This is a genomic window from Candidatus Dormiibacterota bacterium (assembly GCA_036495095.1).
In the GTDB taxonomy this organism is placed as follows: Bacteria; Chloroflexota; Dormibacteria; order Aeolococcales; family Aeolococcaceae; genus CF-96.
This window is the reverse complement of sequence record DASXNK010000142.1, coordinates 25,271-35,756: the sequence shown is the minus strand read 5'-3', so window position 1 is coordinate 35,756 and position 10,486 is coordinate 25,271. Positions and strand designations below refer to the sequence as shown.

The following is a 10,486-nucleotide window of genomic DNA, read 5'->3' as shown; positions in this document are numbered from 1 at the left end:
GGGTGCGACGCTCTGGACACGGCGCGGCACCGCGTCCCTGTACAGTTCGACCTCCTCAGGCGATGTCCCAGAGACCCTCTCAGCTGCAGTCCTCCCGATGAGCGCCGCCCGTCGCGGTGCCATCGCGGCGACCGTCGTACTCCTCGGGTTCGTGGCGCTGCTGCTGAGCCCGGCCACCACTCGCGCGGTGGTCACCGACCCGACCCCGTCGGCGGTACCAACACTGCCGCCCACGTCAGTGCAACCCGCCGCCACTCCGACCGCCCCACCGCCGGCCTGCACGGTCTGCCTACCTACTACAACCGCGATTCCTTCAGGCACGCCGATTCCGACCGTGACCACCACGACCACCACCACCACCCTCACCTACGCGGTGCTCCCCGGGAACGTGAGCATCCCGCCGACGGCGACCCCCAAGCCGCCGCCGACGCCCAGCCCCAGCCCGGTCGCCTTCACCGACACCGGCGCCAGCGCCCTGGGATCCGACACCACCGCGACCACCACCCAGGCGACCCGGGCGACCACGGTGATCAACCCCCAGCCCGGCGGCGACTCGAGCAGCGTGCTGCCGCTCACCGTCCTCGCCTTCCTCGTGGTGATGGGCGGCGGCGCCATCTTCCTGGTCACCCGCCTCCGCTGAGACCTCGTCTCAGGGTCGTTGACCTCGAGGCGTTCGGGGCACTAGGATCGAGGCACCGGCCGGGGCGGGCCACGGTCCGATCTCGGGCTGGATGGAAGAGGGTGATGAGATGAGAGGAGTCGCCGCGGCGCTGCTGCGCGCCGCCGACGCCGGGCTCCCGCTGCGCCGGATGCGGATGACCGCCGCGGTGGCGGCGGCGATCGCCGGGTACGTGGCGCTGATCGCCCTCCAGCTGAGCCTGGTCGTGCCCCCCTACCGGGATGCGTCGGCGGCCTCGCTCCAGCTCGGCACCCTGCTCTCCGTCGGCGATTCCGGCGGCTGCGGGCAGACCGTCTGCCTGCTCGGCAGCTCCTGCGCCGCCGGCCTCGGCGGCAGCTGCCTGCTCCCGGTGGCCGCCCCGCCGGCCCCGGCGCCCCCGGCGCCGAGCACCCCGGTGGTGGCCCCGGCCGCCCCCGCGGCGCCCCCCGCCCACCCCGCACCGGTCCGCCCCGCCCCGGTCGCCCGGGTGGTGCCCCATGTGACCGTGGTCCCGGCGGCCCCGCCGCCCGCCGCGCCGCCGGCCACGGTGGTGGCCATCCCGGTGGTGCGCTCGGTGCCGGCGGTGCCCGTCCACGACACCCCGCCGCTCACCGGCGGCTCGCTGTCGGCCCCGGCGGCGGTGACCGCGCCGCGGCTCGCGGCCGCCACCCCCACCACCAGCGTGTGGTGGCTCTACGCCCTCTTCGCGGCCGTCGACCTCGCCGCCGCGGTGGCGCTCGCCGTGCTCATCCGCCGTACCGCCGCGTCCCAGTCGAGGAGCTGACCCCGACCCCCCGGAACCGCGGGGAAGGCGCACCATTCCCTCGACGATCGACGACCAGGCGCGTCCGAGGGGGACCCAGATGAGCGTGAGCGGCGTCACCGGCACCCTGCCCTTCCACCTGCGCGGGAACTTCGCCCCGGTCCACGAGGAGCTGACCACCCTCGACCTCCCGGTCCGCGGCCGGATCCCCGAGGGCCTCAACGGCCGCTTCCTGCGGAACGGGCCGAACCCCCGCGACGGCGCGTCGCCGCACTGGTTCCTCGGCGACGGCATGATCCACGGGGTGCGCCTCGAGGAGGGCCGGGCCGCCTGGTACCGCAACCGCTGGGTGCGCACCCGGGCGCTCGAGGGCGCCCCCTTCCTGCGCCCCGACCTCACCGTGGACCTGAGCGTCGGCGTCGCCAACACCCACATCGTCCACCACGCCGGGCGTCTCTACGCGCTCGTCGAGTCCTCGCTGCCCACCGAGCTGACCCCCGAGCTCGAGACCGTGGGCGTCAGCGACATGGACGGCCGCCTCGCCACCGCGATGACCGCCCATCCCAAGGAGTGCCCGGTCACCGGCGAGCTGCACTTCTTCGGCTACGGGTTCATGCCACCCCACCTCACCTACCACCGCTGCGACGCCGGCGGCGCGCTGGTGGAGAGCCGGGTGATCGAGGTACCCGGGCCGGCGATGATCCACGACTTCGCGATCACCCGCGGGCACGTGGTGTTCCTCGACCTGCCGGTGCTCTTCGACATCGGCCTGGCGATGCAGGGCACCATGCCGTACCGCTGGAGCGACAGCCACGGCGCCCGCATCGGGGTGATGCCCCGGGACGTCCCCGGCGCCCCGGTGCGCTGGTTCGAGATCGAGCCCTGCTACGTGTTCCACACCCTCAACGCCCACGACGAGGGAGGCAGCGTGGTGCTCGACGCGGTGCGCTACCCCGACCTGTGGCGCGACGGGCCCGGCGGCGAGACCCTCCCACCGTCGACGCTCCACCGCTGGACCGTCGACCTCGAGGCCGGCACCGTCTCCGAGGGCGCCCTCGACGACCGGCACATCGAGTTTCCCCGCCTCGACGAGCGCCGCACCGGCCTGCCCCACCGGTACGGCTACGCCCTCGCGGGCGACCTGCTCGGTGGCACGGCGACGGCGCTGGTCCGCTACGACCTCGCCACCGGCGCCACCGTGGGCCACGACTTCGGGCCCGGCCGCGTCCCCGGCGAGGCGGTCTTCGCCCCCGCCGAGGGCGGCGCCGAGGGGGACGGGTGGCTGCTCACCTACCTCCACGACGCCGCCACCGACCGCTCCCAGCTGGTGATCCTCGACGCGGCCGACCTCGCCGCCCCGCCGGTGGCGAGCGTCGAGCTGCCCCAGCGGGTGCCCTTCGGCTTCCACGGCAGCTGGGTGCCCGACGCCTGACCCGGGAGGGCGCGGGGTCGGCCCCCGGCTCAGGGCAGGGGCGTCTCCCGGCTGCCGGCGCGGCCGGCGTCGGTCCTGTCGTAGAAGCGCTGCAGCCGCTCGGCGGTGTCGGCGCCGAGGCTGGAGTAGCCGTTGAGCGCCTCGATGCGGAGCTGGTCGTCGAGGGGGCGGCCGATCACGTCGAGGATGGTCTCCTTCGCCGAACGCACCGCGGTCTGGCTGTTGCGGAGGATCTGCCGGGCCACGGTGTGCGCCTCCTCCATCAGCCGCTCGTGGGGGACGACGCGGGAGACCAGGTTGCAGCGCAGTGCCCGCTCGGCGTCGATCGGCTCGGCGGTCAGCAGCATCTCCAGGGCGACCCCGGCGCCGCAGATGTTCACCAGGCGCACGATGCCGCCGTCGGCGTGGTGGAAGCCGCGGCGCGCCTCGAAGGAGCCGAACCGGGCCCGGTCCGAGGCGATGCGGATGTCGCAGGCGAGCGCCGTCTCCAGGCCGCCGGCGAGCGCCCAGCCGTTGACCGCGGCGATCACCGGCTTGTCGATGCGGTGGAGGCCGCGGGTGAGGCCGCCCAGCCCGGTGGCGACGTTGTCACGCACCTCGCGGTAGCCGGCGCCGATCCATCGGGGCATGTAGGTCTTGAGATCGGCCCCGGCGCAGAAGGCGTCCCCGGCGCCGGTGAGGATGGCGACGTCGACGGCGTCGTCGTCACGGAAGTCCTCCCAGATCTCCCACAGCCGGGCGTGCAGCTCGGGGCTGATGGCGTTCATCGCCTCCGGCCGGTTGAGGGTGACCACGGCGATGCGATCGCCCTTCTCGTAGAGGGCCACGGGCATGGGCTCGTCCTCGGGTTCGGGCCTGTTGAGGAGCCCGATTGTGCCCGGGAGGCGGTCAGGCGACGATCGCCCCCTGGCCGGTGAGGGTCTCCGCCCGCGCCGGGGTGGTGACGCAGTCGCCCTCGGTGGGGCGGAACTGGTAGACGCAGGTGATCGTCATCACCGGGCCCGAGCCGGTGAACTGGCCGGCGTTGCCCGCGAACACCTCGGTGAAGGTGCCCCTCTCGTGGACCACCCCGAAGGGGGTGGGCAGGTGCAGCGAGTAGGTCCCGCGCCCGGCGCCGTCAGAGCAGGTGTCGCCGCCCGAGGCGCCGGTGCCGTACTCGCCCTCGAACCCGAAGGTGCCGGCACCGACCACCGGCACTCCGAACACCGCCCCCACGCAGTCGATGGTCCCGGTCTCGCCTCCGGTGCTGAACGTCCCCCGGCTCGGCACCGTCGAGAACCCGGGCAGCACCCGGAAGTTCGCCGCGAAGGTGCAGACGGCGCCGCCCTGGGCGTGGGTGGCGGGCGCCGAGACCACGAGGAGGGGGGAGAGCAGCAAGGCCCCGATCAGCAGCAGGCGCAGCCGCCTCATCCGGCGAGTGTGGCCGCCGCGCCGGGGGGAGTCAAACCGCCGGCGCCGCCGGTCAGCCGTGCAGCGGGCCCTCGGCCGTCCAGGTCCGGCCGGCGTCGGTGCTCCGGTACACCGCGATCCCCCAGCGGAAGGCGAGCAGCGGCGCGTCCGCCGCGGTGGGGAGGAGGAGGCGGTCGACCAGCGGGGCGTCCACCACCCTGGTCCAGGTGGCGGCGGCGTCGGTGGAGAGGTAGACGCCGTGATCGGCCGTGGCGGGGGCGGGCACCAGGCCGAGCAGGGCCGGCCCGCCCCCCGCCCACGACTGCACCGCGGTGAAGGGCAGGCGGGTGGGGTGCGAGCTCCAGTGGCGGCCGCCGTCGGCGCTGGTGGCGACCGCGCCGGGCAGGCTGGCCACCAGGCAGCGGGGGCAGGCCGCCCAGCGCTGGACCGTCTGCACGTCGCCGTCGAGCACCGCGGCGTCGAAGACCGGCACCAGCTGGGCGCCCCGGGCGAGGAAGACCCCCGCGCTCGAGGCGTAGGCGAGGAGGTCGGGCCCGTCGACCCCGGCGGCGAGGTCGTTGATGGTCAGCGGCGTGGGCAGCACCGCATGCCAGCTCCGGCCGCCGTCGTCGCTGCCGACCACGCCGGTGCCGGTGACCTCGGCCCAGGCCGTCCCCGGCGCCGCGCCGGCGACGAGCGCGGCGACCGGGCGACCGGAGGGCATCCCGGTGGCCGGCTGCCAGCGCCGCCCGTCGGCGGAGAAGAGGGTCTGCGCGGCACCCCCGTCGGTCCCGGTGACGGCGACGAAGCCGCCGCCGGTGGCGGTGAGCAGGCGGATCTGGGCGTGGGCGAGGTCGCCGGCCGCCGGCCAGGTCCGGCCCCCGTCCTCGGAGATGCGCAGCCCGTAGTGGGTGCCGAGGAGGATCTCGCCGGGCCGGGCGCCGGGGACCGCGGCGTGGACGTGGTCCTGGACCGGCGGCGGGGTGGCGGTGGCGCCGCCGCAGCCGGCCGCCAGGAGGGCGGCGGCCACCAGCGCGGCGCGGGGGCGGGGAGGGCGCACCGGCCGAGGGTACCCGGCACCGCGCCGGGGGGAGCGCTCCGCTATAGTCCGCTGCCCGCCGCCGTGTCCGTCCCAGCAGAGGAGGAGCCCGCCGTGGTCGAGGTCAGGCCCGCCGTCGAGAACGAGGGCTGGGCGATCGGTGCGCTGCGCAGCCGCGCCTGGCAGGCGGCCTACCGGGGGACGCTCCCCGACGCGGTGCTCCACGAGATGCCCCTCGACGAGGAGGAGTGGCAGGCGATCGCCCGCGGCGAGCGCGGCGAGGAGCGGCTCTGGGTGGCCTTCGCCGGCGGCAAGATCGTCGGCTACTGCCACACCGGCCCCTCGCGTGACGCCGACGCCCCCGAGGGCCGCGACGAGGTCTACGCGCTCTACGTCGAGCCCGACCTGATCGGCTTCGGGGTCGGCAACAGCCTCTTCTCCAGGGCGCTCGCCGACCTCCGCGGCCGCGGTTCCGAGGTGGTGACGCTCTGGGTCCTGGAGAGCGCCGAGCGCGCCCGCCGCTTCTACGAGGTGGCGGGGCTCTCCGCCGACGGCGCCCGCCGCGACGAGTGCGAGGGCATCGCCGGCGTTCCCACGGTGCGCTACCGCCTCGAATTCGGCCCCGCCGGGGGCTGAGGGCAGGAGCTCAGGCCGCGGAGCCGGTCTCGCCCGGGTCGGGACCACCGAGCAGCGCCAGGTACTCGAGGCTGTAGTGGCGCTGGAGGTCGAGCAGCCGGGAGGCGAAGCGGAAGCCGTGGTCGAGCAGCCGGGGCGCCGCGGGCACGATGTCGACCCACGGCGGCGTCGGCAGGCTGTCGCCGATGGCGCCGAGCACGCTCAGGTTGGCCTCGTGCACCAGCCGCACCAGGGACAGGACGCCGTCCTCGATCCGGCTGAGCAGCTCGTCCTCGTCGAACATTCGGGTGTCTCTCCTGATCAGGCGGCGTCGCGGTCGAGGAAGTCCATCACCATCGCCGCGGGCTCCTCGGGCTGGTCGATGAGGAAGAGGTGCCCGGCCGCGGGCAGCACGTGGAGCCGGGCCCTCGGGATGCGGCTGGCCATCAGCCGGGAGTTGACCAGCGGCACGATCGGGTCCTTCTCGCCGTGGAGCACCAGGGTCGGCTGCTCGAGGCGGTGGAGCCAGAGCAGGCTCGACCACCCCGCCAGGGCGTAGAGCTGCCACTGGTAGCCGAGCATGCTCGGCGGCCGGGTCAACCGGGCCGCCAGGTGGCGGCGGAGCACCTCGGGCTCGCGGCGGCTGCGCCCCCCGTAGATCCGCGGCGAGATCCGCTCGAGGTGGGTGCGCGAGTAGTAGCGCAGGGGGGTGGCCATCAGCGCCAGCACCAGGGGGTTGGCGGGCACCCCGATGCCGCACATCGTGCCGGCGAGCACCAGGCGGCGGACCCGCTCCGGCGACTGGTGGGCGAGCTGCTGGGCGAGGGCGCCGCCGAAGGAGTAGCCGAGCACGTCGACCCGCTGGTGGCCGAGGTGGTCGAGCAGGCCGGTGACGATCCGGCTGAGCCGCCGCATCCGCACCGGCTGGCGGGTCCGCGAGGAGTACCCGGTGCCCGGGGCGTCGAAGAGGATGACCTGGCGGTCGCGCAGCTGGGCGACGAAGGGGGCCCACATCTCGATGTTGGCGCCGATCCCGTTGATCAGCAGCAGCGGCGGCCCCTCGCCCTCCACCGCGACCCGCAGGTCGAGGCCGTCGACGCGGACCAGGCCGGTGCGGCGGCTGGGGTGGCCGGGGTCGCGCCGCAGTGGCTGCGCTGCACCGTCTGTGCGCTTTGTGGGGTTCTCGCAGCTGTCGGCCACAATGGCAGGATACCGCCCCACAACGCGCCGTCCGTCGCCGGACGGAAACGGGTGTTCACCGAATAGTGCGTTCGGGGCGTACTCTCTCTCCAATGAGGGAGCCGTTCCCGGGCCCACCGGCGCACTCAGGGCGGGGGGGTGCCGCTTCGGCGCGGGATTCGACCGCCGGCTCGAGGACGGTCCAGGAGTCCGTCGAGGGCGCCGTCAACTGGATCCGCCTCGCCTGCGTGCTCAGCCTGGTGGTCTACGCCGTCCTCCCCGGCATCCCCGGCACCGGCCGGGGGACGCGGCTGGCGATCGACGAGGCCGTCCTCCTCGTCTACCCGCTGGCGATGGCGGTGGGGCTGCGGCTGCCCCGGACCCGCGCGCTCGTCCCCGCCGTGGCCACCGTCGTCGACCCGCTCTGCATCACCGCCATGGTCGCCCAGACCGGCGGCCTCGACAGCGAGATCTACCTGGTCTTCTTCCCCGCCATCGCCAGCGTGGCGCTGCGCTACGGCGGCTCGCTGACCGCCGGCATCCCCTGCTTCTACGCGCTCATCTACACCCTCGGGTGCTGGGCGGCGGGCAGCCTCCACGGCGCCGCGGCATTCCAGACCCTGGGCTGGCGGCTCGGCTATTTCGTGATCTGCGGGACTGTGGTCTCGGTGCTCACCACGGTGCGCTCCGCCGCCGAGAGCCGCGCCGACCTGCTCGACAGCGTGCGCACGGTCACCGCCTCGATCCTCTCCGACGACACCCAGCCCGACCACCTGCGGGTCACCCTGATGCGGCTGGCGATGCGCATGGGCGCCGCCGCCGTCCACCTGGTGCGGGTGGTGCCGGAGGACCGGCTGGAGCTGCTCGCCTCGGGCGGCCCGGGGGCGTCCTCGGCGCGGCCGAACACGGTGCTGACCACCGCCTTCGCGGTGCGGAACAGCGCCGGCGGCTACCAGGCCGGCACCTTCGACGACGGCCTCAGCTGGCTGGGCATCGCCCTCTGGAACGCCGACGAGTGCACCGGCGTGATCCTCGTCGAGACCGGGACGGCGCGGATCTCGCGGCGGCTCACCGACGTGCTCCCCGACGCCGCCCGGTCGCTGGCGGTGGGCCTCTCCAAGCTGCAGCGCAGCGAGGAGCAGCAGCAGCGCATCGAGGAGCTGGACGCCATCAACCAGATCCTCTGGGACGGCCTCCGCCAGCCCACCGTCGAGTCGGTGCTCACCGCCCTCCATCGCGGCGTCGCCCAGGGCATCGCGGTGGGCACGCTGCGGCTGGTGCAGCAGGGCCAGCAGGGCACCAGCGTCCTCGAGGTCGACCGCCACGGGGTGCGCCGGCTCGATGAGGGGGCGCTGGGCGGGGTCGTGCCCGAGCTGCCCGCCGCCGCCGGTGGCCAGCCCCAGGGTGAGCTCTTCATCCGCGGGGGTGTCGCCGCCACCAGCGTCGTCCTCGGCGACCACTGCGCCACCCTGCTCTGGCAGCTGCCGGCGATCCTGCCGCCCCGCGACCGCACCTTCCTCACCCTCGCCTCCCGCGCCGGCGCCATCCTGCTGCGGACCATCTCGCTGTACGAGGAGGTGGCCGACGCGGCCAGCCGCAGCGCCCAGGAGGTGCGCACCAACGTCGGGCTGCTGGAGTCGGTGCGGGTGCTCGCCGACCGGCTCCGGATGCTCCTCGAGGGCGGCCAGCGGCTGCTCGCGGCGCACGGCCCCGACGCGGTGCGCCAGGTTGCGGTCGAGGTCGCCCTCAACCTCGACGCGGTGCGCGGCGCCGCCCTGGTCGGGGCCGGCGGCGCGATCTCCGCGAGCTCCGGATCGCTCGCCGCCGCGCGCCTGATGACCGTGTCCGAGGACGGCACCACCCTGGTCTGGGACCACGGTGACGAGATGCGGATCGCGGGTGGCGGCTCGATGCTCTGGGATACCATCGAGATCAGTGGCGACAGCGCGCTCGAGAGCGTCGAGGCGTTCGTCGCCGAGGTCTCCGACATCGACGACGAGAGCCGCACCTGGCTGGCCACCCTGGTGCAGCTCACCACCGCGGCGATGGTCAACGCGTCCCTGGAGCTGCGCGAGCGGATGCTCGACGTGCAGCGAGAACGCCTCCGGCTGGCCGAGGAGCTCCATGACACCGTCGCCCAGCAGCTCTACCGGGTCGGCCTGCTCGCCCGCCACGCCAGCACCACGATGAACGGCGACGCCACCCTGCGCGGCCAGGTCGACGAGATCCGCCTGCTGGCCTCGTCGGCGACCAGCGAGCTGCGCCGCGCCATCAGCGCCACCACCAGCCTCTCGCGCTCGTCGGCACGGGTGGTCGACGACATGCTCCCCCACGTCCAGCGCCTGCGCGACGCCGGCGTCAGCGCGGAGATGGTGGTGCTCGGCGACGAGCACGCCCTGCCCGAGGGGGCCCGCCGCGCCCTCGTCGAGCTCGCCCGCGAGGGCGTGCAGAACGTGCTGAAGCACTCCGGGGCGCGCCACGCCATCCTCCGCGTCAACTACGGGGTCCGCGAGGTCTCGGTGACCCTCGAGGACGACGGCGCCGGCAGCCGCCAGGGGGGCGTCGACGACGGCCCGTCGCTCGGGCTGCGGCTCATCCGCCAGCGCCTCGAGCTGCTCGGCGGCGGGCTCCAGGCAGGCCCGCTCGAGGACGGCGGCTTCGCCCTGCGCGGCGACATCCCGCTCCAGCCCGCGGTGAGGGTCGGCGGTGGCTGAGACCATCCGCGTCGGCATCGTCGACGACCACGAGCTGGTCCGCGAGGGCATCCGCCGGGTGCTCACCGAGGACCCCCGCATCGAGGTGGTGGGGGAGTGGGGCACCGGTGAGGCGGCCGTCCAGGAGGTGCCCGCGCTCCACCCGGACATTCTCGTGCTCGACTCGCGGCTGCCGGGGATCAGCGGGCTCGACGTCTGCGTCGCGCTGCGCCAGAGCGCCCCCGAGGTGCGGATCGTGGTGCTCAGCGCCTTCCTCGAGACCGGGATGGCCCGCGACTACATGTCGCTGGGGGCGCAGGGCTACCTGCTCAAGGACGTGGAGCGCTACGACCTCGTCCACGCCGTGCTCCGCATCGCCCGCGGCGGCCAGGTCTTCGATCCCAAGGTGGTCAGCGAGCTGGTGGTGCCACGCGGCGGCAGCAGCCTGCTCTCGCCCCGCGAGACCCAGGTGATCAAGCTGGTGGCGCGCGGCCTCAGCAACAGCGAGATCGCCGGCGAGCTCGGCATCGGCGAGCAGACCGTGAAGACGTACGTCCGCTCCGCCCAGGAGAAGCTGCAGACCCGCAACCGCGTCGAGACCGTGGTGGTCGCCTCGCGGCGCGGACTGATCTAGAGCCGGACCTCAGCAGCCGGCGGCAGGGCGGCGGCGGCCGGCAGATCGCCAGCACGGTCGGCCAAATATCGAACAATCGTATAA

The 10,486-nt window shown here is 74.6% G+C and carries 12 protein-coding genes; 6 read left to right on the top strand and 6 right to left on the bottom strand.

Annotated elements, in window-relative coordinates:
- The coding region (locus VGL20_14545; GenBank protein HEY2704902.1) for a hypothetical protein at positions 1-351 on the bottom strand (351 nt) is incomplete at its 3' end.
- Between VGL20_14545 and VGL20_14540 the strand changes: the two genes are divergently transcribed.
- The 3 genes from VGL20_14540 (at position 335) to VGL20_14530 (ending at position 2,853) form a co-directional block, all read left to right on the top strand.
- Positions 335-640, top strand: coding sequence for a hypothetical protein (locus tag VGL20_14540; GenBank protein HEY2704901.1), 306 nt, complete (start codon positions 335-337; stop codon positions 638-640). The genes VGL20_14545 and VGL20_14540 overlap by 17 nt on opposite strands.
- A gap of 109 nt (positions 641-749) precedes the next feature.
- A complete protein-coding gene (locus tag VGL20_14535) occupies positions 750-1,442 on the top strand; it encodes a hypothetical protein (protein HEY2704900.1) in 693 nt (230 codons plus the stop codon).
- A 79-nt stretch (positions 1,443-1,521) separates the two neighbouring features.
- Positions 1,522-2,853 carry a carotenoid oxygenase family protein gene (locus tag VGL20_14530; protein ID HEY2704899.1) on the top strand — a complete coding sequence of 444 codons (1,332 nt, stop codon included), beginning with the start codon at positions 1,522-1,524 and terminating at the stop codon, positions 2,851-2,853.
- Between the two features lie 29 nt (positions 2,854-2,882).
- Here VGL20_14530 and VGL20_14525 read toward each other — a convergent pair whose 3' ends face one another.
- Genes VGL20_14525 through VGL20_14515 form a run of 3 tightly spaced genes read right to left on the bottom strand, consistent with a single transcriptional unit; the run spans position 2,883 to position 5,302 of the window.
- Positions 2,883-3,686: an enoyl-CoA hydratase/isomerase family protein gene (locus VGL20_14525; protein HEY2704898.1), complete on the bottom strand. Its 804-nt coding sequence runs from the start codon at positions 3,684-3,686 to the stop codon at positions 2,883-2,885.
- Positions 3,687-3,741: 55 nt separating this feature from the next.
- On the bottom strand, positions 3,742-4,263 hold the full coding sequence (locus VGL20_14520) for a hypothetical protein (GenBank protein ID HEY2704897.1): 522 nt from the start codon (positions 4,261-4,263) through the stop codon (positions 3,742-3,744).
- A gap of 52 nt (positions 4,264-4,315) precedes the next feature.
- Positions 4,316-5,302, bottom strand: a complete 987-nt coding sequence (locus VGL20_14515) for a sialidase family protein (GenBank protein HEY2704896.1) — start codon at positions 5,300-5,302, stop codon at positions 4,316-4,318.
- A 93-nt stretch (positions 5,303-5,395) separates the two neighbouring features.
- Here VGL20_14515 and VGL20_14510 point away from each other — a divergent pair, with 93 nt between their 5' ends.
- On the top strand, positions 5,396-5,917 hold the full coding sequence (locus VGL20_14510) for a GNAT family N-acetyltransferase (GenBank protein ID HEY2704895.1): 522 nt from the start codon (positions 5,396-5,398) through the stop codon (positions 5,915-5,917).
- Positions 5,918-5,927: 10 nt separating this feature from the next.
- Here the strand turns inward: VGL20_14510 and VGL20_14505 are convergent, their stop codons facing one another.
- Together VGL20_14505 and VGL20_14500 are read right to left on the bottom strand one after the other, a co-directional pair.
- Positions 5,928-6,200, bottom strand: a complete 273-nt coding sequence (locus tag VGL20_14505; GenBank protein ID HEY2704894.1) for a hypothetical protein — start codon at positions 6,198-6,200, stop codon at positions 5,928-5,930.
- A 17-nt stretch (positions 6,201-6,217) separates the two neighbouring features.
- A complete protein-coding gene (locus VGL20_14500; protein ID HEY2704893.1) occupies positions 6,218-7,042 on the bottom strand; it encodes an alpha/beta fold hydrolase in 825 nt (274 codons plus the stop codon).
- Positions 7,043-7,188: 146 nt separating this feature from the next.
- Here VGL20_14500 and VGL20_14495 point away from each other — a divergent pair, with 146 nt between their 5' ends.
- Positions 7,189-9,789: a histidine kinase gene (locus VGL20_14495; protein ID HEY2704892.1), complete on the top strand. Its 2,601-nt coding sequence runs from the start codon at positions 7,189-7,191 to the stop codon at positions 9,787-9,789.
- The gene (locus VGL20_14490) at positions 9,782-10,402 is read left to right on the top strand and encodes a response regulator transcription factor (GenBank protein ID HEY2704891.1); all 621 of its coding nucleotides are present in this window, start codon (positions 9,782-9,784) and stop codon (positions 10,400-10,402) included. Before VGL20_14495 ends, VGL20_14490 begins: the two co-directional genes overlap by 8 nt.
- The last annotated feature ends 84 nt before the right edge of the window (positions 10,403-10,486 follow it).

Excerpts from the sequence above, each read along its gene's own strand:
- VGL20_14530 (HEY2704899.1), top strand. The coding sequence starts at position 1,522 with ATGAGCGTGAGCGGCGTCACCGGCACCCTGCCCTTCCACCTGCGCGGG.
- VGL20_14525 (HEY2704898.1), bottom strand. The coding sequence starts at position 3,686 with ATGCCCGTGGCCCTCTACGAGAAGGGCGATCGCATCGCCGTGGTCACC.
- VGL20_14505 (HEY2704894.1), bottom strand. The coding sequence starts at position 6,200 with ATGTTCGACGAGGACGAGCTGCTCAGCCGGATCGAGGACGGCGTCCTG.
- VGL20_14535 (HEY2704900.1), top strand. The coding sequence starts at position 750 with ATGAGAGGAGTCGCCGCGGCGCTGCTGCGCGCCGCCGACGCCGGGCTC.
- VGL20_14520 (HEY2704897.1), bottom strand. The coding sequence starts at position 4,263 with ATGAGGCGGCTGCGCCTGCTGCTGATCGGGGCCTTGCTGCTCTCCCCC.
- VGL20_14495 (HEY2704892.1), top strand. The coding sequence starts at position 7,189 with ATGAGGGAGCCGTTCCCGGGCCCACCGGCGCACTCAGGGCGGGGGGGT.